The organism is Microbacterium sp. SCPM-O-B-15248 (M128), from assembly GCF_058214835.1.
Map to the genome: position 1 here is coordinate 499,004 of NZ_JBYQLI010000002.1, position 22,299 is coordinate 521,302.

General features: G+C 64.0%; 14 protein-coding genes, 1 tRNA gene and 2 pseudogenes. 2 read left to right on the forward strand and 15 right to left on the reverse strand.

The annotated features are described in order from the left end of the window. Positions 1-112 precede the first annotated feature (112 nt). Positions 113-4,216 carry an AAA domain-containing protein gene (locus tag AC3E6M_RS05075; RefSeq protein WP_490529226.1) on the forward strand — a complete coding sequence of 1,368 codons (4,104 nt, stop codon included), beginning with the start codon at positions 113-115 and terminating at the stop codon, positions 4,214-4,216. Between the two features lie 557 nt (positions 4,217-4,773). Here AC3E6M_RS05075 and AC3E6M_RS05080 read toward each other — a convergent pair. The 12 genes and pseudogenes from AC3E6M_RS05080 to AC3E6M_RS05135 form a co-directional block, all read right to left on the reverse strand. Continuing rightward, positions 4,774-5,595: a hypothetical protein gene (locus AC3E6M_RS05080; protein WP_490529227.1), complete on the reverse strand. Its 822-nt coding sequence runs from the start codon at positions 5,593-5,595 to the stop codon at positions 4,774-4,776. A gap of 105 nt (positions 5,596-5,700) precedes the next feature. Next, positions 5,701-6,987 (reverse strand): AlbA family DNA-binding domain-containing protein, encoded by a 1,287-nt coding sequence (locus tag AC3E6M_RS05085; protein WP_490529228.1) that lies wholly within the window; start codon positions 6,985-6,987, stop codon positions 5,701-5,703. 85 nt (positions 6,988-7,072) lie between these two features. Next, on the reverse strand, positions 7,073-7,933 hold the full coding sequence (locus AC3E6M_RS05090) for a hypothetical protein (protein WP_490529229.1): 861 nt from the start codon (positions 7,931-7,933) through the stop codon (positions 7,073-7,075). Positions 7,934-8,105: 172 nt separating this feature from the next. Then, complete coding sequence (locus tag AC3E6M_RS05095; RefSeq protein ID WP_490529230.1) at positions 8,106-13,172, reverse strand: TniB family NTP-binding protein; 5,067 nt, start codon at positions 13,170-13,172, stop codon at positions 8,106-8,108. Between the two features lie 104 nt (positions 13,173-13,276). Next, on the reverse strand, positions 13,277-13,780 hold the full coding sequence (locus AC3E6M_RS05100) for a hypothetical protein (protein ID WP_490529231.1): 504 nt from the start codon (positions 13,778-13,780) through the stop codon (positions 13,277-13,279). A gap of 65 nt (positions 13,781-13,845) precedes the next feature. Further along, a complete protein-coding gene (locus tag AC3E6M_RS05105; protein ID WP_490529232.1) occupies positions 13,846-14,616 on the reverse strand; it encodes a TatD family hydrolase in 771 nt (256 codons plus the stop codon). Next, a complete protein-coding gene (locus AC3E6M_RS05110) occupies positions 14,613-15,905 on the reverse strand; it encodes a hypothetical protein (RefSeq protein ID WP_490529233.1) in 1,293 nt (430 codons plus the stop codon). The genes AC3E6M_RS05105 and AC3E6M_RS05110 overlap by 4 nt, the downstream gene beginning before the upstream one ends. Positions 15,906-15,907: 2 nt before the next feature. Then, entirely contained in the window at positions 15,908-16,663 is a 756-nt protein-coding gene (locus AC3E6M_RS05115) for a hypothetical protein (RefSeq protein WP_490529234.1), read from the reverse strand. A 2-nt stretch (positions 16,664-16,665) separates the two neighbouring features. Then, entirely contained in the window at positions 16,666-18,552 is a 1,887-nt protein-coding gene (locus AC3E6M_RS05120) for a KAP family P-loop NTPase fold protein (RefSeq protein WP_490529235.1), read from the reverse strand. Next, entirely contained in the window at positions 18,549-18,794 is a 246-nt protein-coding gene (locus AC3E6M_RS05125) for a BsuBI/PstI family type II restriction endonuclease (RefSeq protein WP_490529236.1), read from the reverse strand. The genes AC3E6M_RS05120 and AC3E6M_RS05125 overlap by 4 nt, the downstream gene beginning before the upstream one ends. A gap of 273 nt (positions 18,795-19,067) precedes the next feature. Further along, positions 19,068-19,652: a tyrosine-type recombinase/integrase gene (locus tag AC3E6M_RS05130; RefSeq protein WP_490529237.1), complete on the reverse strand. Its 585-nt coding sequence runs from the start codon at positions 19,650-19,652 to the stop codon at positions 19,068-19,070. Positions 19,653-19,852: 200 nt separating this feature from the next. Beyond that, positions 19,853-19,984, reverse strand: a pseudogene (locus AC3E6M_RS05135) (tyrosine-type recombinase/integrase); the annotation flags it as partial. Between AC3E6M_RS05135 and AC3E6M_RS05140 the strand changes: the two are divergent. Then, positions 19,962-20,108, forward strand: a complete 147-nt coding sequence (locus tag AC3E6M_RS05140; protein ID WP_490529238.1) for a hypothetical protein — start codon at positions 19,962-19,964, stop codon at positions 20,106-20,108. The pseudogene AC3E6M_RS05135 and the gene AC3E6M_RS05140 sit on opposite strands and share 23 nt — an antisense overlap. 80 nt (positions 20,109-20,188) lie before the next feature. Here AC3E6M_RS05140 and AC3E6M_RS05145 read toward each other — a convergent pair. From AC3E6M_RS05145 to gltX, 3 genes and pseudogenes are all read right to left on the reverse strand, one after another. Then, positions 20,189-20,344 (reverse strand): annotated as a pseudogene (locus AC3E6M_RS05145) (helix-turn-helix domain-containing protein); the annotation flags it as partial. A 196-nt stretch (positions 20,345-20,540) separates the two neighbouring features. Continuing rightward, positions 20,541-20,612: transfer RNA gene (locus AC3E6M_RS05150), tRNA-Gln, on the reverse strand. A 168-nt stretch (positions 20,613-20,780) separates the two neighbouring features. Further along, entirely contained in the window at positions 20,781-22,295 is a 1,515-nt protein-coding gene (gene gltX / locus AC3E6M_RS05155; protein ID WP_490529239.1) for a glutamate--tRNA ligase, read from the reverse strand. Between the last annotated feature and the right edge of the window lie 4 nt (positions 22,296-22,299).

Consider the following 22,299-nt stretch of genomic DNA (forward strand, 5'->3'; position numbering starts at 1 on the left):
CGCTCGTGCGCACGCTGATGCACACACGTCGACATGCGCACATAAGGTCCGAAGCGGCGTCCACTCCCCCTGGCAAAATCGTACGCATGCGCAGTTCCTTTGGAGGCTCCGAGTGAGCGACGGTGCGGTTCGTTCCGCAGATCTCTCTCGCGCGTCTCAGGAATGGAAGAGCGCGCTGATCGACGTCAGCGGTACGAACCGGCTGCTGCATTTCAAGGCCACCAGTACGACCCTGGACCTCTCTACAGCATCCGAGACCGCTGTGGCCAAGCTTCTACGAGGGAGCTCCGTCTCCCTCCGCGATCTATTCGCGGCCGGGGTAGATCTCGAACGAGCGACGAAGGCCGCCGCAGCGTTGCACCGCAAGGAGCGCGAGGCGACGGAGGAATACGGCGTCTCGGTTACATACCTTGCGCTGGGCTTCGCTACATGGGATCCGGACAACAACCGCGCGCTTGCTGATGCAGAGGCTGCGGAGACAGGCGATGGCTCGACGGCACGCGTGCGTCGTGGTCCCGCGCCAAACGCTCCCGTCTTGCTGCGACCAGTGGAGATCACTCGGCGCCGTGGGATCTCCGACGAATGGCAGTTGCAGCTTGGCGACGACTTCCAAGTCAACGTGGTCTTGCTCCATGTCCTGAACTTCGGCCGCGACCGGATCGACGAGCAGGCCATCCTCGATGCCGCTGAGGACCTCGAGACAGCCACAGATCTCTCCGCCGCGCGCTCGACGCTTGAGAATGTGCTCGATGAGCTTGGCCGGGACTGCCATGACGTGGCTGCATTCCTCACGAAGCCAGATCTGGTGATCGGAACGTTCTCGTATCAGAAGCAGCCGATGGTGAATGACGTCGCCAACGTGGCGGCGTTGGAGGGCTCCGATTTGGCTGCGGCGTTGGCCGGAGACGCCGCGGCAGCGGCGCGCGTTCGTGCTGCCGCGTCCGACGTCAGTGTGCAGGAGTCTGATCCGGACTACACCCCAGTTGATTCGGAGTTCTTGGTACTCGACGCTGACGCCAGCCAGTCCTACGTGGTCAATGCGGCGCTTGCTGGTCGGAACATGGTGGTGCAGGGGCCTCCGGGAACTGGCAAGAGCCAGACCATCGCGAACGTCATCGCGGCGTTGGTGGCAAGCGGTAAGCACGTTCTCTTCGTGGCGCAGAAACGTGCGGCCATCACAGCTGTGCTCGATCGGCTGGACGGTGCCGACCTGTCACACCTCTTGCTCGATCTGTTCGCAGCCGACGGTTCGCGGCGATTCATTGCCGAGCAGCTGCGCACCGTCCTGGATCGACAGCAGCAGATCGGTGCTCCGGACACGGTTCAGCTTCACGCTCAGCTCGGTGCGTCGCGGGCACGTCTCGTCGGGCACAACGATGCGCTGTTCCGTCCCGACCATGCGTGGGGGGTCAGCATCCACGAGTTGCGCGTGGGATCGCTTGGCTTCTCGCCCGACGCCCGCCCGACCCTTCGCCTCAACCCCAACATCTTCAAGGCGTGGGATAAGACAACGCTCGGCACCCTTGAGACTGCTCTTGACGAGTTGCACCGGCTCGGCGCCTTGTCTCCGACGTGGACGACGATGACAGGATGGCGTCCTGGCGCTATGACCAGCGGTGCGGAGGCCGAGAGGCTACGCCAGCTGGCTCTCGACCTGCGTTGGACAACTCTTCCGGCGCTCGAGCATCACTTCACTCAACAGGCAAATGCGAGCGGGCACAGCGCCCCGCGCGGTCTTTTCGATGCCGATCCGTTGACCCAGCTCCACCGCGACGCGCTCCTCGTGTCCCAGGCCTCTCCGCACCTTCTCTCCGAGACCGACCTGGACGGCATGATCGCGGCGATGTCGAAGCGGCACCGCCGCGAGATGACTGGCATGACTTGGGGACGTCGCCGAGAAGGCAAGAAGGCCGCGACCCATTTGCTCGCAGGCATTGCCGCGGAGCAGCGCTTGGAACTTCTCCTTAAAGCGAAGGCCGTGCGCGGAGCATGGGCAACGGGACAGCACCCGCTCCCGTATGAATCGGCCGAACAAGCCGCCGCTCTGCTCGCTTCCGCGCGCGGAAGCACCGCGGCGCTGATCCAAGCAACGCAAGGCACCTCACTCGATGGTGCGACCTTCACTGATCTTGCCGCCACACTCGATGAGCTCCTAGCCGACGTCCGACCGTCCCAAATGGTGCGTGCGTATGGCCTGGAACAGGAACTTCGTTCGCGGAGCGTCGGCCCAGTGGTGGACATGCTGCGGGCTCACTTCGGAGCCGGGAACACAATGCAGTCCAGCCCGAGCGATGTTCTTCGCTGGGTGGTGATCCGGTCGGTACTCGAGCCCGCGGAACTCGCGAGCCCCGCGATCGCGGGCATTCGTGGGAGCGAGCTCACGGCCGCGGCGGAAGCGTTCCAGCGGCTCGACTCAAGCCATCTCGATGCCAACGCGGCGCGGGTGCGTCGCCAGGCAGCGATGTACCTCAAACAGGCGTTCGACGCCCACCCCGACCAGCACAGCGCGCTGAAGATGGAAGTGACGCGCAAGAGAAACTTCCGGCCCGTACGCCGTCTCTTCGAAGAGGCCCCCGAGGCACTGCTCGCGGCGAAGCCGGTGTGGGCAATGAGCCCGCTACAGGTGTCACGGATCCTGCCTGCGGCGCAGTGTTTCGACGTCGTCATCTTCGACGAGGCCAGCCAGGTCAAGCCGGCCGATGCCATCCCAGCTCTTATCCGTGGGCGCCAAATGATCGTGGCCGGGGACTCTCGTCAGCTGCCACCCACCGAGTTCTTCTCGAAGGTTCTCGAAGACGAGGAGGAAGAACCGGAGGAAGCCGTTGCGCTGGAGACGGAATCCAGTGAGCAACAATCGGCGCAGCCCGCACGAGCACGGTCGTCGTATACCCGGGACGCGGAGAGCATTCTGTTCGCGGCTGACCGACTGTTGGCGGGTCAGAGCCAAAGCCTCCAGTGGCACTACCGGTCGTACGACGAGAGACTCATCGCTGTCTCCAACGAGCACGTCTACAGCGGCAGTCTCACAACATTCCCGGCACCGGACACGCTGGAATCGATCCACCACGAAGTCGTGCCCTACAGCCCTGGCATCGCTGGTGGCACCAATAGTCCCGAGCTCGAGGTGCAGCGCGTCGTGGAGCTCGTGAAAGAGCAGGTCAAGGCGCACCCGGAGGAAAGCGTCGGCATCATCGCCTTCGGCATCAAGCATGAGACGCGAATCGAACGAGCCCTTGAGCTCGCGGCACAAGCAGACCCGGAGTTCGAACGCGCGCTCACCGCACACGCGGACGAGCCCTGGTTCGTCAAGGCAATCGAAAGAGTGCAGGGCGATGAACGCGATGCCATCTTCCTAACGGTGGGCTACGGGAAGAATGCCGACGGCAAACTCCGCTACTTCTGGGGGCCGCTGCTTCGCGAGGGAGGTGAGCGACGCCTGAACGTGGCCATCTCGCGCGCCAAGAAGCGCATGACACTCGTGACCAGCTTCTCGAAGGACGACATACCACCAGATGGACACTCTTCCGCGGGCTACCGCCTGCTGTACAACTTCGTACGATTCATGGGGTCTGGTGGACGCGACCTCACCGACGGAACCCCGCGGGCCATAGCGCTCAACCCGTTCGAGATCGACATCAAGCGACGCCTCGAAGACGCCGGCCTGTCGCTCGACGCCCAGGTCGGGGTTGGTGGATATCGTCTGGACTTCGCAGCTCGTCACCCGGACTTCCCGGGTCGCCACGTGCTGGCTATCGAGGCTGACGGCGCCGCCTATCACTCCGGGCACATCGCCCGTGAGCGCGATCGCCTTCGCCAAGAGCTCCTCGAACGACGCGGCTGGACGTTCCACCGCATCTGGAGCACCGACTGGTTCAACGACGCTGACGGCGAGGTTAGACGAGCGGTCTCCGCGTTTGAGGAGGCCCTCAGACGCGGAGAGCATCTCGCTGCCGAGCCGGTTATCGCCGACCCATCAACGCAAGATTGGGGCGAGGGCACCACTGAGCGAAAGCGACCTCGTCCGAACTTCGTTCGTCAAGAGCAGATCACCGACTACTCGATGTCAACGCTGATCGACCTTGTACGGTACGTACGTTCTGACGACGTGCTTCGGTCCCAGGAGGAAGAGCAACGCTTGCTCATGGCCGAGCTTGGCTACACGCGACGAGGGGCGCGGATTCAGTCCGCTTTGAGCCGCGCCCAGGAGCTCGCATAGGCGGGCGCCCCGAGCGGACCCCAGACGGCCAAAGACAACCGGCTCGACGTCGCCGGCTTGATGCAGAGGTCCGCCGTCGATAGTCGACGCATCGCAGACTGGTATGACGTGCGCATCTGTCGAAGGCCCGCGGCGGCACGGCGGTCAGTCGTGCGCGGCGCCGGTCGTGCGCGGCGCCGGTCGTAAGGAGGTCTTGAAACCAATAGAGATCAGTGACGCCGACGTAAGCCTTCACGCCGGAACTTTTCTTCGCCACGCGCTCACCGCACGACAGGTCGCGTCGCGAGGCTGACGGTGACTCCCTGCTCCGTGTTGCCACAACGGGACGCTGCCAGAGCGCACTTCACGTCACCGACGCGAAACGCCGCCATCTGCCCGTCACGGACTGGCGACGACGCCGCACTTGACCCCCAGGTACTTGGATCGGCCGGCTCCGTTGATTTGTCGGGATCTCTGCTCCGCAAGGTGACCGTTTTCACGTCCTGCGTTGCATGGTTTGCATGGGTGTGGTCCCGGTTTGGTCCCTGCCTCCGGCCGGACGCCCGTCGAGGACTCGGCTAGGAAGCGTTCCGTTCCGGGAGATTCTGGAGCTCGTGCCAGCGGTCGCCGTCCCAGAGCCATCCGAGACGCGATCGTTCGTGTACTACCCAGAGGTGGGTCACCTCCGAGCTGAGATCTGGCGCGCGGGTGGGCTCGCCAAATCCCTCATCTGCCCACTCGGGGGCGCTCCGGCTGAGTGGGCGCGAGATATCAAACCGCGTGTCGTCGTCGAGCCATACGAAGAGGTGACGCTGGCGGGCACCGGACGCCGCGAGCTTGGTGATGTTGTCGGACTTCTCTGCGAGAGCGGCGTCGAGCTGTTCGACTGCTTGATCGCTTCCGCTAGACGACCCCCCGCTGCCGAGGAGCGGGATCACACGGTGGACGTGAGGCGGATCGCTCGAGTGGGGACTTCCGGATGCTCGCTCGACGCCCGCGGACAGGAGGCACCGATAGATGTCAGCCAACGGCCCATTCTCGATGACGTGGACCGCGGCAGTCTGGCTGTCGAAGACCAGGACGTTTGCGTACTCGAGCTGTGCGAAGAGCGGGGGCAAGTCTTGCAAAATTGTCCGCATTCCGCCCTGGGTGTCGGGGAGAAACACGAGCCAGCAGTTGTCCAGCACCACGTCTGGCATGGCTGCTGACCGCGAGGCCCTCAGTGCGCTACGGGCTGACTTCTTGCCGCCATCAGTGACGCGCGTGACTTCGACCGCAACTTCCCCATCCGCAGACTTGTAGTCAACACCACCGGTGAAGTCGGCGTGCTCCAGATCGACGCGCAACACGTGCTCGATGATCCGCTTCGCGTCTTTTTCGTTCGACCGCTCCTTGTTCACGATCTAATTCCCTCTGGTCTGCGACGATGGTGGCGCTGGTAACGTCGGCGGTGGTTCCGGTCTTGGACTGTGCGCCTCGGCCCGGGCGGAGCATTTTCATGTCGGCTATGGCTGCTCTGGCCCGAACACTTCGACCTGAATGCCCTGCAAGAGTTCGCGGGTCACGCCTCGCCAATTGAATCGCTGCAGGAGGTCCAGGGCGGCGTCCACCGCGAGTTCTCGCGGGCTCGTCAACCCAGCCTCCGGGGTCAGAAGAATCTCGTAGTCCCAGACATCGTCGTTATAGGCATAGGTACCGTGAAGGCCGGAGCGACGGTTGTGCGCCGCGACCAGCACGAAATTTCGGATGTTCTGGAGCGCCAGGTGGACAGTGACTCGCTCGCTGGCGAACTGTAACCGCTGGATTCGTCCCGCGAATTCGATCGCCTCCGTGAAGTGGAGTAGCGGGAGCCAGATCGGGAGGTAGCCGTCGATCGGCTGCCGATCGTCAAGGAAACCGTCAGCGTCGGGGCCGAACTCGCCGATGGCGCGGATGTCGAAAAACTGACCGCTTTCGAAGAACTGCCATGACTCCGGGTGCATGTCCGTGACCACTTCGCCTACCCAGTCCCGCCCAGTCGTCGGGTACTGCACCCACGGGAATGGCCAGCCGCGCCAGCGGACGGTAGCACTGTGAATTGCCTGCAGCAGATCGGCGAACGGGACACGCCGAGGATCGAAGGTCTCGGGCCGGATTGTCGTGATCAGCTGCGGCAAGGCCGCGTCCAGATGGAAGCTATTCTCCCGAGCACGTTCCAGCTGATCCGCAAAGTAGTCGGGAGCCGCGGCCGCGGCCGCCTGATCGAGTTCGATTCCGGCGCGTTGGGCAGTCTCCAAGAAGCGGGCGAGCTGCTTCTCGGTGGCGAGGCTGATCACCTCCCGAAGCTCGTTCTGCGTCATCGACGCGGAGCTCTCCGGCTTGGCCATGGACCTCGTGTAGAGCTGGCGGGCGGTAATTCGCTGTGGGTAATCCTTCTTACTGAGGATTGGGATCTCGGAGAACTCAGCCACCTCGATGATCACCACACGGCGGCCGTTGGGCAGCTGGCCGCGACCCAGTTGGATTCGTACTGGCGGATCCGCATACGCATTGATCTGATCCGTCACGTCATCGAAGGCCAGCCACTGATCCAGCTGCCCGTCGCTGAGGCCTGTCTCGGCAGCGTCGACGCCGGCCTCACTTAGCCCGATGATGAGGTGGCCGCCGTCTCGCTGATTCGCAAGCGCGAGGACCGCTCGTGCGACGTTCGCGAGGAATGCCCGGTCGGTACGGTCCCCAGCGCTCTTGAACTCGACGCCACGCTGCTCATACCCAACGGTGATGATTGCTGCGAGCTGTTCGTCGTCGAGCATGCGCCTCCTTCCGCGAGACGATGCGCCTCTCTCGGTGCTACCTCATCCCAGGATAATCGGCGGCTTCGACGCTTGGATTCAGCACCTAGCTCTCAGATATGGCCTCTAGTTCTTCGAACGCTGCGCGTGCCGCTGGGATCTGCGGAGCGCTGGCTTCTGTGAACCACTCGCCGGTAGCGTCACGCCGCTGTATGGCCCGGAGATCAAGATGCTCGTAGGGCAAGACCGGTCGTCCCGAAACGGAGAGGCCATCTGCGGTGCGTACCGCAAAGTGCTCGACCCTGATTGAGCGGTAGATCTTGGAGACCTGTACCGCTCCGCCCACCGACTCCTCGCTTGTAGATGGATCCTGAGTTTGGCGGTATAGGTATTCGAGGGGATGATAGTCAATCGCTCCGGAGATCGATCCTTCGTTGTACCCCCGAGCTAACGCTCCCTGCAGCCTCCTGCCCCCGTCGCCGATCGTGGCGAATCGAGTTCCACGCCCCGGCCCGCGAAGCGACGGAGGAAGTCGACCCGGCGTGCCGTTGCCAGTGAAGCGCCAATGCTCGTAATCGAACGTATATCGATAGATGCGGAAGCCGTTGAGCCTCCAAGACCAGCCAGCGAGCAGAAACTCACAGTCAGGTGCCTCGCGGGACGCCGGGCCTTCGGCTCTTTCGAGCACTGCGTTGAGGACGCTCTCCAGATGTCTTGCGAATTGGGGAAGATCGAGGGTTCGAAGAACTGAACCGTTATACGAACGCGTGGTGGCGACCGCCTGAAAGACCAGCGGTAACGCTCGCCAGGTGTCGCCCGCGAAGGCAAGGACCGCATCGTCGCGACCGATATCGAATATCTTCGCGCACGCGTCCCAGCGTTCACCGCCGCTAAGGCGACTGTCGCTCGCCACCACCATTTCCGATAGCTGTCCGACCTGACGTTCCCAGGCGACTACTGATGTCATGACGTGATCCGTTCCTGCCTCGCCGCGAGCCGGCGCCCGCCCTCGGCGCTGTAACCTTCTTGGTCGTCCGACAAGCGCCGTGTTACGCGCGCCCCACTACTGCCATCAACGCTTCCCCGTCATCCACCACCGTGCGTTGCCATGAGAGCGCCTACGTGTGCACTAGATCTCGCTAGTCAGCGAGTGCGGCAACGCGCTCCTCCCCGGCAACCAGGAGCTGGTCCACGACGCGCTGCCACACTGCCTTGGGCGGTGTCGTCGTTGCTGCTGAGCGAATGTCGCTGAGCCATCCGGGCAGCAGGTAGGAGTGTCCTGCGATCGCAGGAGGATCGGCTTTGACCAGCGCCTCGATCCACGGCAGCCCAAGTTCGACTTGCTGCTCGATGCGGCCCAGCCGCAGTAGCGTCACAAGTTGATCCACGCTCTCGCGATGCCCGGCAGCGAACGTCACCCAGCGCGAGATGTGAGGGACGACAACGTCGAAGTTGATCCACCCGACCGGGCCGGCGTCGAGCTCCCTCACGAGGTAGTTGTTGGCGTAGGTCGGGTTGGGGATTAGAGAAGCGATTCCGCGTGCTGCCAAGAACCCGTCGCCGACGGGAAGGTGGCCGATGTCCATGAGGTTCATCGCGTGGTCCATCAGAGTCGGCCAGACTGAGATCGCGGCGCGTCCGAGGCGAGAGTTTTCCTCGCCCACGGCGCTGACGGCATCCATGAACTCGTCGAGAAGGTCGTTGCGGTCGATCACAGCCTCCAGTTGACGAAGGATGGGCTCGGGCTGCCCATGATCGTGGAGGACAAGCAGAGCGCGGGCGATAGTGAGCATGTCGGTAGAGCTGTGCCGGGGCGCGTGTTCCTCTTGTTGCCGAACGGCGGTGTACGCATCGATGAGGGCGCGCTGCAGCGCTCCTGCCTGCTCAGCCAGCTCCCCAGTGCGCGTCGAAAGAAGCTGAAGCGCACGAATTCCGGGTAGCAGGCGCTCGGCGACGATATCCGCAGGATCAGCGACGGCCAACGCTTCAACCAGCGGGCCGTCAAGGGAAGCGGGCTGGCGATGTTGGAGTTCGTCATCCCAGTCGCCTATCAGGCATCCTCTGATCGAGTCTTCGATCAGAGCGAGGAGAAGCACGTGCGATGACCCCTCACCCGGCAGCTCGATTGCTGGGGCGGCCCAGACGATGTCGAGCGACTGCGACCAGGCCATTCGATCGTCGAGCGATGCGTGAGTGGCTGCCCAGCGGTTGGCGGCCGTTACGTCCTCGTATGACGGGTCTTCTTCGGGGTTCAGCGCGCTGACGAGTTCGGTTGCGGCGGGCAGCAGAAGGAGTGCGACGGAGCGGCTGGCGGCGAGATCTGGGTCGTGGACAAAGTAGGAAAATTCGTAGGCGTCATTTGCCGGCTGGCCGTCGTAGAGCGCCGCGATCTCGAGAAGCAATTTCGTGGCCCAAACGAGGTCCTCGAATTCAGTCGGGTCCTGGTTGATGAAGTGGAGTTCGATCACCGAGCACGCGACCGCAGCGCAGGCCTGAAATGGTGTTCGAGAGTCAAAGCTTCCCATTCCAAGAAGTTGCTTCGCGATCTCGACGTCAGTCCGTAATTCGCTCTGCTCGGTGGGCGGGGGCCCTGCCAACGAGTGTCGACCGTAGTCGTACCGGTTCACGAGGCGGTACGCCTGCGAGACGAGCGCCTGTTCCGCCTCCCCTGATTCCAGGATCGCAGCAGTATCCTCTGGGATTGTGCCCTCGATCAGCACCCCCTCTTCAGTTTGTGTCAAACGGAACGAGTCTCGGCGCAGACTCGAGGCCCACCCAGCGACAGACGCAAGGTACTTGAGGGCGTCGGGATCGGGTTCTTGATCGGCCGCGAGCCCGAGCTGGTCCCTAGCGCGTTGCTGCAGGAGTGTCGCTATCGCGTCGAGCTTGGCCGCGCGGGGCGGATCCGCGCGCAGGGCGAGCATCATCGAGGCCTCCCGGAAGGTCCAGTTTCGCCGTTCAGGGGAGGTGGCTGTATCGCGTCGGCTCAGCATCCCGGTGCCCTCTTGAACAGTCCGCCCGAACTCCAGGTGCCAGACGTCTGGCTCGCTGAGGTAGGGGTCCAGCAAGCTTCCCGCGTCTTCAATGTGGCGCACCAGCATTCCAACGACGAAGGCTGGCATCGCGAGGTTCTCACAATTCGGCATGAGTAGCTCGACGAGCCGATCCATTGGAGCCTTTGCGGCGAGGAGTTCATCGGTGAACACTTCGAGAGCTTGAAGAGCGCTCATGCATGGATAAGGGCCTACGCCACCGCCTCGATACCAGAGCCACACATTCGAGTCGCCCACGTAGGGCTGCGGCTGGCCGGCGATGGAGAGTGTGACCGAATTCTCTTCGATGGGATCAGCACTGTCCTGCCAACGACGGAAACTCTTCACTCGGCAGAGCGCCGCATGGTTGAGGAGCCGGATCAGGAAGGCGACGCCCCCCTGAAAGTCCGCTCGGAACATCGCCAAGAAAGGTCCACGATAGGCCGAGCTGAACGGCGTCGTCCCGCCGCGGTGCCCGTGACGGCGAACGCCCTCGTCTCGCCGGTCCCAACCGAAATCGTCGTCCTCAGGATGGACGTCCTCGAGGTAATAGGCCTCGGTGAGTTCGGTGAGTAGCGTGGGGCTGTAAGAGGCGATTGCCTGGCCCGCGAGGATGGTCTCGACGGCGGGTTCCAGGCGCGACGGTGCATGCTCAGCGATACGTCGCAACAGGCTCTCTCCGGCCTCGCCTAGGTCCGAACCGAGTAGCCCCAACTGCTCGACTACGGTCTCCTGGGTCAACTCCCGCGGCTGAGATTGTTTCCGCACCTGCTGCCTGCGGCGGCGGAAGCCAATCGGACCGCTACTGGAGGGCAAGCGACTTCGCCGGGCCTCGTCCTTGGCGACCTGCTCCGGGGTACGTGCCGCGAGTGCTTCTGCTGCCGCACGAGCACTCTCGATCTCCTTCGCATCCGCGCTTGCGACACGATCGGCAATCCTGTCGCGCAGCCGGACCCTCAACGGGTTGCCCGCCGGCACATTCGCGACAATGAGAGACTGAAGCCAATTCCGGATCAAGTGTGCGGCATCGTCGTTGGCCGCGCGCGGCCATCCATTGTTGAGGAGTGCTGACACGATCGGCTCTGCAACGAAACGATCGACCCACGGCCCTGGGTAGTGGCGTTGTTGAACCAGCCGGAAGATTCGCATCAGGCCAGCGCTTGCGCCGGCGGTGAGAGCTGTCCAGGCGGGCGCGAGCAGTTGATCGGATGAAGGCAGCGGCAGTGCGGCTTCGGTGGGCACGTCGGACCACCTCTCGCCGTATCCTGCATCGGCTAGGAGGTCGAAGGCGCCCTGGAGGCGCTCGAATCGGCCCGCGAGAGGGTTCTCGGGAGAGTCGCCGGCGGCCAATAGATACTGCACTGCTAGGCGCGCCGCTGGCAGCGCCCACCGGGGGGCAGAAGCTGTCTGCAGTTCACTGACCGGATCCGCGCGAGTGAGGAGGACCTGGCTGACGGCGTAGAGGCGAAGCTGCTCGTGGAAGAACTCCGGGACTCGCTGCCACGGCGCTTCTGAACGGGGCGCGAGGATGCCGTCCCGACGTAGCGCATCGACCACGCCAAGGTCGATCCGGTGGAGAAGTTCATCATCGTCCATGCCGCCCAAGGCGTGCTGAGCGAGCAGCTTGAGGGTGAAGTCACGCGCATCGGGCGCGCCATGGTCGTTGCGCTCGTTCCGTCGCACTAGAATCGACCAGACTTGCGCCATCGCGTCGACCTCGGTTACCGCGTCGACCGAGACCTGCGCGCGGACGAGAAGGTCCGCGATAACAGGTCGACGAATGAGGTCTCTCGAGCGCTCAGTTGAGAACAGGGCCTGGAGCCGAGGATGGGATGTGGAGACCTGCTCCAGGTCCGAGTCCTCCAGGCCGCCTACAGGAAGCTCGGCAATTTCGAGTGCCGGACCGAGTTCAGCTTTCACAGCACCGACTGCCTCGTCCGTCGCGACGAGCACGACCCCGACGTCGGCGTCACGTGCCGCCTGAAGCAGACCAGGGAGCGGCGTTGCACTCACCTCGGTCAGGTAGTCGGCCCCGTCAATCACTAGCCGGCGTTCAGGCGCAGTCATGAGGCTGAGGACATCACGGAGGGGCGTGCCGAGCGCCGCGTCGAGGCTCACGCTCGAATCCGGCAACTGGCGCAGATTCAGGTAGACGGCATCGAAGGCGTCCGTCTCACTTGACTTCTCCGCATCGATAGCCGCCAGAACGAGCGCGCTCTTGCCAGACCCGGATGAGCCATGCACCACAACGAAGCGCTTGTCCCGAACTTGGGTGCGGAGCGCATCGAGGATGCTTTCTCGCTCAAGGTGTATGCCTTCTCCGGCGGGGCTTTGCCCGATGGTCGTCCGTACCGATGCTCTAGCCGTGCGCTCAATCGCTTCGAGGGACAACCAACTCGGATCGTGGCGAGTCAGGTCGGTGGCGATGAGACCGTGCACATCCCGGAGTAGGGTCGCGCGATCAACGCTCGCGGCCTGCGGTGAGTAGGTCCCAGCAAGGACTTCGAGGCGGTCGCGAAGTGCCCGAGCGCCGTCGAGGGTTCCTTCTCTGGCGCTGGCGCGGAGTGTGTTGAGGAGTTCCTCCCAGTCCGTCGCGTCTGGTGCCTCGTAGCGCGGCTGCCGCACGGTCAGGCGAGTAAGGAGCCTCCAGCCAGCGAGGCGGGCATCTTGCTCTGCCGACGGCATCCCGAGGTCAGTAAGAGCCCCGGCGACAAGAGATCGGAAATACCCCAGCCGACGTCGCACGCGCGAGTCGAAACGTCCAGGTTGCTCCACGAGATCGTAGAACTCGGCCTCGGTAGAGGTCCGCGCATGGGCGGCCAGCATCGCCAATTCCGTCGCAGCGCCTTGGGGCCCCGCGACGACGAGCGCGTATTCGTGATCGTGCCCGGCTCGCCGAACCTCGGCCTGGGAGCGAAGGTACGACGCCAGCAGCTTCTGCGTGTCCTGGTCGCTTCGGGTAAAGCGAGGGTGGCGGCGGACTCCCACAGCCGACGTCAGCGAAGGTGCGGCGTCTCGGCTCGATTGCGCCGAAATGACGAGATCGTCCACAGCTTCACGCGGTGCCTGCTGGAACGCGACTCGCACAACGCGTGTGCCCCTGAGCCCTGCGACCGCATCGCCGGTCAGAAGTGCTGCGAGATAGCCAGCCGCGACGCGGCGTTCGAAAGTCACGCCTCCTCCGCCGCTGGCGTAGGGGCTCCCGACGGCAGCCCCTAGGCCTGGGGTCGCCCTCGCTTCGCTCGCATCTTCCATAACACTCGTTTCTGCCTGGGCCTTCAAGCCGACAAGACAATGCTATGAGCGTCCCCTGCAACAGGATGCTGACGCAGCCCCGTCGTCCATCGGACGGAGAGCGGTGCGGTACTCGCGGGCGAGCTGTCTCGGCTGCTCGCCGATTCTTTGGAGGACCCCTTTGTGGCCGAGATCATCGCGGTACCCGCGAAGGGGGTGGAGCGTTGGCTGACGCAACGCTCGAGCTGCTCAGATACATCACCGTCGAAGGTGTAATGCGACTCGCTCTGTTGGAGGAGTTTGTGGAACTTATGAAGAAAATTGAACTTCTTGCCGGACGAACCGATCCACGCCGTCCCGGCCTTGATGGCGTCGAGATCGTACGTAGTGGTGTCCGACTTCGTGTGGGCGCGGACGATGACACGTTCGGTCAGGTCTCGAAGCTGTTTGATGATGTTCTTCGACATCAACTGCCGATTGCCCGCGAGCGCCTCGATGTTCTCCGAGATGGTCGCCGCAGACGGGACCTGACTACGAACCGTGGCCATAGGTGCTCCTCATTCCGTTCGAACGCGCCGCCAGGGCACTGGAAGTTGACGTGGCGCAGCGCTACTCATCTTCGGTCACCGCCACGAAGCGTCGTTCGCCACTCAGAAGGCAGGGCTGCTCCGACCCCGGCCGCATCCACAAGCTTGGCGAAGTTGACCCACACTTCGATCCGCTGCACGTGCGCTTCGATGCCGCGGAGGCCAGCAAGACTCTGTTCTACCTCGCTAACACGACCGGGCTTGGCCCCTCGCGTACGCCGATCGCCATACGGGTGATCAGTTTCTGTAAGGAGTCGATACGGCGGGATTGCGCGAACCGTCTCCTCGGAGGACATCATGGCTGGCGGCAGCGAGAAGTAGCACCCGAGCCGGACGGCCTCTTCGGTCACCTCAGCTCCCCCGGTCCACCAATGCAGGATGACGCCCTCGACCGGAGTGCGATGCAGCTCTCGTAGCACGCGAAGGTGCGCGCCGGAACTGTGCACGCTCACAATCCGCGGGTGACGCTGGAGCTCCTCGAGAACGTGTCGGAACGTTGCCGTCTGCAGCTCGATCGGCACGCGGCTCGAGCCGTCCAGGCCAACTTCACCCACGAGAGGCGTGTCCTGGATCTGCTGTCGGAAACGCTCGACAGTGAATGCTTTCTGCGCCCGGACAAGTCCCGGGTGAACTCCGACACCCCAGAGTGCCCTGCGATCAGAACGTGATCGCACTGCTTCGAACTCGTCTAGCGACCGAGTCATCGCGAAGATGAAGGCCCCGAGCTTCCGCAATTCAGAGGCGTCGATGCCCGGGTCCACGTGCGCATGAGTATCGAGCGGTGGGGGGATCCTCATAGATCGAGTCCCCGCAATTCCTCGCGTCCTCGTCGGCACAGCTCGAGGGCGTCGGCTAGAGCGATGCTCGACGGGAGCTGGAGCTTCGCAAGATCTGGTTCTCCGAATGATTCGCGAAGGAAATCACGCATGGCTGGCACCACGGACTTTTCCTTCACCCAAGCTAACTGCTTGTCGCCCTCGGGGACGAGGTAGGGCGTGCTGTCGTCCAGCGCTGCCGCCTTAAACGAGGCCCGTCGCAGTACACACCCGAAGCACACGCCGCACGCGATCTTGGCGGAGATTCCGTACGACTTCGCGCCCGTATGCGAGCAGGACGACGTGTCACTGAGGAACGCGCTGGCGCGCTCGTTTCCAAGCAGTTCCCGCACGCGCTCGAACATCTCGCCCTTAGTCTCAGTGGCGTGCGGATTGACCAGGTCGTGGTGCGCTCCCACCGATGCGAGAAGGGAAATCAGATCGCCGAGGAACTTTGGATGCGTTGTCTTGGTGGAGAGGCTCCCCCGACGACTGCAAGAGAGCGGCGGGTTGATCGATGCGTAGCCGTTCTCGGGCAGCCAGAGGGGCACCTTGTGGACCGAAGCCACCGCGAGCCCCAAAGCGATGAACAGGAAGGAACGAGACCTCGTCGAGTTTTCCTTGCCGTAAGCCTTCCCGGTCGGTGAGTGACGGCCACGCGCCAGCAGCACCTTCACATGATCGGCCGTCGTACCAGGCGCGAGGTCCTCAATCGCATCCGCGACTCGAGTCTGAATCGGAGACAGGTTTGGCGACGCCCAGTGCGAGACGAGGATCTGTTGTTCACCGCGCGAAGCGAGGTCGACAGCGGACAGCAAGGCACCGGTCGCTGAGTCTGCTCCACCGCTCAGCAGTACGACGCGCGTTGCGCCAAGTCCGACGGTTGCGATCTGTTCCGGAGCTCCAGCGTTCTCGCGAAATGTGAACCGCCAGATATCTCCGGTGAGGAAGCCGAGGAGCTTCTCGAGCTCGGGCTGCACGGTCTGCCACGGACTTGCCGCCAGCACGTCTACGGCAATGGAGATGTCTCGCTGATTCCAGTTAGACAGTCGCCCGGAGCGCAACGATGAGCGGTCCGCTGCCAGGACTGCAATGGCAATGCGGACCAGATCGATGTTGCGGTCATTGACTGCGCCGAGACCACCAAGTAGTGGGCCGTAGTTGGCTCGGAAGTATTGGTGAGAATGACCATCATGCCAGTAGAACGTTCGATCCGCGTCGGAGGTCGTCGTAGATGGGACGGGCGCGACAGTCAGCTCGTACGAGAACATGGTTACTCGGCTCCGTCTTTGTAGATGCGGCGGAGATAACGGAGGCCACGCTCGATAGTCGTGTCGATGGCGTCCGGACTTGCACCCGTCTCCGAGAGGTTCGCTCGTGCGGCCAAGTGATGACTCGTGTCGTAGACCTCATCGATGAAGTCCTCGCGCGAGACCGAGCCGGTGGATGTGAATTCGTCTGACTCGGAGATGAAGATCTCCGCGATCATCACGCCAATCGCGTGTTCAGCAGTGGCTGCAGCGTCCGGCGTCGACGGGTTCACATCCGTATCGAGCATCCACTCGAGAAGGTGATGCGCGATGTCTCGCTGCTCTTCGGCGGGGATATCGCTGGAAGTCTGCGCCTCGCAGACGACGTCGAGAATGGCTCGAACCATTTCGGCTCGGGTAGGCAGGGCGGATAGCGAATCAAAGTCGAGACCGGCTTTCGCGAGGGCCTCGCGATCACCTTCGCGGAATGCGCGGGCGAGATTGGCAGCACGGCTCGCGGTCGAGGCGTACGCGCGCGCGTCACGACGCGGGGCGCTCTGCTTGCGGCCGGTGCCCCCGCTGCCACCGCTGGCTCCACCGCCTCCGCCGCCCGATGAGCGGCGCGAGAACACAGGGATCTTCAGCGCCTGGGCGACGACACCCTCAGGAATGCGAGTCTTCTGGCCGTCCGCCTGACCGTCCGCCCATTGGTCGACGCCATCACGGAGGGCACGACCGACCTTGCCCGTCGACCCCTTATACGACGAGCTTGTCCCCATGACTAGATGCCCTCCTTGGCAGCAGCAACGGCTTCGATGAGTTGCTTACGTCCACTGGCGTTCGCCATCTGCGTCATCTGCTCGACAATTGGCTCAGGATCGTCTGCGCGAAGCTGGGCGAAACCGCCCACCTTGAGATCCGCGGGCCGCAATCGCTTCAGCGCCGAGACAGCCGTCGCAACAGACGATGGCTGAACACGAACAATCCGAAGTATCGCGACTATGCCAGCCGACTGCTTCTGCGGCTCGTCAGCGATCACGCCACCAATATGGTGGATCAGCTTGTCTGCTTCGCTGCTCTGCAAGTTGCGAAGCATATCTTCGGTCACGCGCCGGGCTTCACCGACCGAACGCGACAGGATCTGCGTCGCGATGTCGCGGATCGATTCCGGCAGTCCTTCGGAAGCCAGGAAAACGCTCTTAAAGCTTGCCGCGAAGACGAGATACGGCGCGATATCCTTCTTAGCGAGCGGTGGAGAAAGTCGCGCCCAGCGGATCAGTCCGTCGCCGAACCGAGGCTTCGAGGCGCCGCTGGTTGCTCCAGTTTTCGCAGGAGCCTCCGCGTTCGCTTCAGTGTCGTCGGTGCCTTCTGTGTCGGTAGCACCGGCCGGTTCCAGCTGCTGTTCTGCTTCGTCATCAGCCTGAGGCGTCCCGGCTTGTGCTTCCAATGCGGCCAGATTCTGGCGGAGCGTCTGCTCGCGCAGCCAGCCGGTGACTTCCTTGAACTCATCAGGGAAGTACTGCTCGAGCACCATGAGCTTCGCGATCGTGGCCGCATCCAGTGTGATCCCGCGCCGAGCCGCGATGCTCAAACGAACCGACAGGTCATTCAGGAACCGCTTGATGCGTCGGGGATTGCCCTTTGTCTTCTCATGAACGATGGGGCGGATGCGGGCCGCGTTGTTGCGCTGCTCGAGGAACTCGTCCTTCTGGAGCGAGGCGACCGTTTCCAGCGCGATTGCTCCACGCCGCGCGACGGAGACGTCGCTCACAATCTGCGCGTATTCGGCTGGTTCGACCAGCGCGCGGATCTGAAGGAGAACGAGATAGGCCTCGGTGTCGAAATCCGAGAGTGCGGGTACAGGCACCGAGGTCTGGACGATCTTGTGTAGATAGAGCTGCGCCGGTGTCTCTTCGCCCGGCTTTGTCTCAGGTGCAGCTGGATAGCGAGTGGCGATCGCATCTGCAACGCGCTCTTCGTCAGCAGCGATGACAAAAGACATCTTCGGCACCGACAGGAAGAGCCTGATGGTCTCAAGCGTCTCGACGACGGTCTCGGGAAGGCAGCGGTCCAGGTCGTCGACAAGTACGACGACGTTCTTGATCGTCTCCATACCCTCCGACTCAAGGAGAGCGCGGAACTCAGCATGGAACTGCACCATGTCCGTGATCGGCTCAGGGCTGTTCTTGTCTCCGCCTTCCTTCGGCTTGACGAGGCTCAGCACGCTATCGAGTGAGGGCAGGGTCACTGTTACCGCAGACTGGGCAGCGAGCTTCATCGCCTTGGTCCAGTCGATCCGCTTCAAGAGGCGCTTGACGAGAGCCTTCGACTGCGCTCCGACACCCTCTTCGGGAAGAGCCTCCTCGATGGCGGAGAGGATCTCGCCGATCAGCGACTCTTTGACTCCGAGCTGAGGGTCGTATCGCCATGGGTCAGTCTCGATGACGAGACGGGACACCGGCTCGCCCTGTTTCGGTTTCAATTGCTTTGCGATGATGCGCAGCACCGAAGTCTTACCGCTCCCCCAGGAGCCCGAGAGCCCGAGCGCGATGGGATCGAGACGAGGGTCGAGCAGGGCATCGACGACCGTGCCGGCGACAGCGTCGAATGACAACAGGTCGACGTCGGTCGGCTCATCGAGGAAGAGCGGATAGGTATCGGCTCTCACGACGCCTCACCGGCGCGCGGACCGAGGAACTTGTCCCCATTGAGATGGATCATGTGGGCCGGATCAGAGGCGCGCCATGCCTCGGTTTCCCAGGCCAGGTCGGCCAGGAACTTCCGCATATCAGCCCGATCTGGGAAGCAGGAGACGTAGACGAGGCCGGCGCTCGAGCCAGCCTGATCCGATGGACCCACTGCCGCGAGCGCGCACTTGCGTCGCGCATCGGCGCGGTCAATCAGGCTCATGCTTAGAGCGTACCGACGGCCTCCGACAACGAAGGTGGCCGCGCCGCCCACGTCGAGAGGTTGGCGAGATCTGCTCGCCTCTCATGTCCTCTTCTCGCGGGTGTCAGTGCTGACTGATACGCGTCGCTCGGAGGTCGAGAAGTCGCGCAGGCGGCAAATCAGTTCATACGAGATGGCAGATAGCTTCTCGTTACTGTAGGCAGCCGCACCGACTGCTGGCCTGTCAGCTCGCCCTCCCGAACGCCTGCTCGAGGAAGCCGGCGGCAGCGGGGTTCACGGTCTCGATTTCCGACGGATGTAGTGCTCACGAGTGATCGCGGGATCGCTATGACCGAGGAACTCGGAGGCAAGCTGGAGTCCCCCAACGTCGTTGATCGCGGTCGCGGCAGTGCGGCGGAACCGATGCGGGGTGACGTCCTCGATGCCGGCCTGGTCCATGACATCACGGAGCTGACGACGGACGTTGTTCGTCGTGTGCGCTGTCCCGACACGGGTGGCGAACAACAGCGTCCCCGGGCCGACGAACCGCAAGCCGCGGAGCCGAGCACCGACCGCACGCAACGCGAACCCGGGAAGCGCGACGCGACGGACCGAGCGTGCAGTCTTCGGATGATCCTGCCTGTGCGTGGGCTCACCCTTGCGGCTGACGATCGTCCCTGCGATACGGACCATCGGCACGGGTGCGTCGAGGTCGGCGACGCGGATCGCGAGGACCTCGCCGATGCGGGCGGACGTGCCGAGCATGACCTCGACGATCTGTCCGAGTTGTCCGTCGGGACGGGGACCGGCGAGGATGGGCCGTTTCTCCCAGTCGCGGATCGCGGCGCGGATGGCTTGGATCTCGTCCCAGGTGAACACGTCGGGCTGCGCGTCGGTCTGCGCAGACGCGACACGTGGTCCATGGGATTGCGAGGGAGGATTTCGTGGCGCACAGCGAGGCCGAGGGCGAGACGGAGAACGACGCGTGCTTGGCGGGCACGGTTGTAGCTCTGCTTCGCGAGTTGTTTGAGGAAGTAGTCGCAGCGGGCCACGCCGATTTCCCGGAGCGTGACGTTCTGGAAGAACGGCAGTACGAGCGAACGCATGTTGCGCTCATAGAGCAGTCGGGTCGTGCGGGAGAGGCGGTCTTCGAGTTCCACGTCCTCCAGCCAGTAGTCGACCAGGGCAGTGAACGCACTGTCGGCGCTCATCCCGGTGAACCCGGGGTGGAACAGCGAACGATCGGCGAGCTTCTTCTTCAGCGCGCGCTCCGCCGCGGGCCTCGTGCTGGCTGTGTACTGGACCTCTCGGCTCTTCCCGTCCCAGTCGCGGTAGCGGGTGCGCGCCGCGTATCGCCCGCTGGGCTGGAGTCGGATGGAGATGGTGCCGTAGGTGCCGATCGGGGCGAGCAGCTCGTCGCGGTCGTAGCGGATGTGCCGGCCGAGCTTCACATACGGTGGGCCGGAGCGGGTAAGCCGCCAGTCCTCGACCGTCCGCAGCGGCAGCCGCAGCAGGTCGGCGACCTCACGCGCCGTGAGGAACACCGGCACCGGGGAGGGCGAGTCATCCATGCCCGGCAGGTACGCGACGCATCCCCGCACGGGCCGGGAGCGTCCCGCACTCCCCCGCGCATCCCGTCGGAGAATCGCCAGATCAGCGGGCGTTTGGGGGTTTCTGGTCACCAATGTGGTCACCAGGCCCGAAACGGGGTGAGGAAGGGTGCGGGCGAGTGGGCTGTTTAGCCGCGGAATCTCGCCGAATCTATTGCTGGGGTACCTGGACTCGAACCAAGAACAACGGAACCAGAAACCGCCGTGTTGCCAATTACACCATACCCCAAGGCGCTGAACCGAAGCTCGTGCCGAGGATCAAGCTTACGTGACGCGAGGCCGTGCGCCAAACCGGCGCCGCCCCGCGCGCGTCGCGGCGCCGGCCCCCGGCATCCGCAACGAGAACGCGCGGATGCCGACACCGGCATCCGCGCGCTTGCGTCGCTGAGGAAGAGCCTCAGCCCAGGTGCTGCACGAGGGCGTCGAGGCGGCGAAGGGTCTCGCCCTTGCCGAGGAGCTCCATCGACTCGAACAGCGGCGGCGACACCCGGCGGCCGGTGAGGGCGACGCGGGGCGGACCGTAGGCCACGCGGGGCTTGAGCCCCAGCTCCTCGACGAGAGCGCGCGAGAGCGCTTCCTGCACGGCAGCGGCGGTGAACTCCCCCTCGGGCACGAGTTCGAGCGCGCCGACGGAGGCGACGAGCACCTCGCCCGCGTTGGCGGGAAGGCCCTTCAGCGCGTCCTCGGCGTACTCCACGTCGGAGACGAAGAGGAATCCGAGCATCCCGGGAACCTCACCCAGCAACTGCACGCGCTCCTGCACGAGCGGTGCCGCGGCGGCGATGATCGCCCGGTGCTCCTCGCTCGGCTCTTCGGCGATCAGCCCGGCACCGGCGAGGTACGGGACGATCCGCGCCGCGAAGTCGTCGGCGTCCAGCATTCGAATGTGGTCGCCGTTGATGGCCTCGGCCTTCTTCTGGTCGAAGCGGGCCGGGTTGGGGTTCACGTCGGCGATGTCGAACGCCGCGATCATCTCGTCGAGCGAGAACACGTCGCGGTCGTGCGAGAGCGACCAGCCGAGCAGCGAGAGGTAGTTGAGCAGCCCCTCGTGGATGAAGCCCTTCTCGCGCTGCAGGAACAGGTCGGCCTGCGGGTCGCGCTTGGAGAGCTTCTTGTTGCCGGTCTCGCCGAGCACGAGCGGCATGTGGCCGAAGCGCGGGATGTACGTCGTCACACGGGCATCCAGCAGGGCGCGGTACAGCGCGAGCTGACGCGCCGTCGACGGCATGAGGTCCTCGCCGCGGATGACGTGGGTGATGCCCATGAGGGCGTCGTCGACGGGGTTCACGAACGTGTAGAGCGGGATGCCGCCGGCCCGCACGATCACGAAGTCGGGGAACGACCCCGCCGGGAAGGTGACCTCGCCGCGGATGAGGTCGACGAACGTCAGATCTTCGTCGGGCACGCGCACGCGCCACGCGGGCTCGCGACCCTCGGCGCGGAAGGCGGCCTTCTGCTCGTCGGTCAGGTCGCGGTCGAAGTTGTCGTAGCCGAGCTGCTTGGCGCGGCCGTTGGCCTCGTTGCGCGCGTCGATCTCTTCGGCGGTCGAGTAGCTCTCGTACACGGCGCCGGCGGCGACGAGCTTGTCGAGCACCTCGCGGTAGATCTCGTGACGCTGCGACTGCCGGTACGGCGCGTGCGGTCCGCCGACCTCGACACCCTCGTCCCAGTCGATGTTCATCCAGCGCAGCGCCTCGAGGAGCTGCTGGTAGCTCTCTTCGCTGTCGCGCGCGGCGTCGGTGTCTTCGATGCGGAAGACGAGCTTGCCACCGTTGTGCCGGGCGTACGCCCAGTTGAACAGCACCGTGCGGATCAGACCGACGTGCGGCAGCCCCGTCGGTGAGGGGCAGAACCGGACGCGAACGTCGGCGCCGGTGGCGGTCGTGGTGCGGGGATCGGGCGTGGCAGACATCCCC

Coding starts and splice junctions, on each gene's coding strand:
- AC3E6M_RS05085 (WP_490529228.1), bottom strand. CDS start 6,987: ATGCTCGACGACGAACAGCTCGCAGCAATCATCACCGTTGGGTATGAG.
- AC3E6M_RS05090 (WP_490529229.1), bottom strand. CDS start 7,933: ATGACATCAGTAGTCGCCTGGGAACGTCAGGTCGGACAGCTATCGGAA.
- AC3E6M_RS05100 (WP_490529231.1), bottom strand. CDS start 13,780: ATGGCCACGGTTCGTAGTCAGGTCCCGTCTGCGGCGACCATCTCGGAG.
- AC3E6M_RS05105 (WP_490529232.1), bottom strand. CDS start 14,616: ATGAGGATCCCCCCACCGCTCGATACTCATGCGCACGTGGACCCGGGC.
- AC3E6M_RS05110 (WP_490529233.1), bottom strand. CDS start 15,905: ATGTTCTCGTACGAGCTGACTGTCGCGCCCGTCCCATCTACGACGACC.
- AC3E6M_RS05115 (WP_490529234.1), bottom strand. CDS start 16,663: ATGGGGACAAGCTCGTCGTATAAGGGGTCGACGGGCAAGGTCGGTCGT.
- AC3E6M_RS05125 (WP_490529236.1), bottom strand. CDS start 18,794: ATGAGCCTGATTGACCGCGCCGATGCGCGACGCAAGTGCGCGCTCGCG.
- gltX (WP_490529239.1), bottom strand. CDS start 22,295: ATGTCTGCCACGCCCGATCCCCGCACCACGACCGCCACCGGCGCCGAC.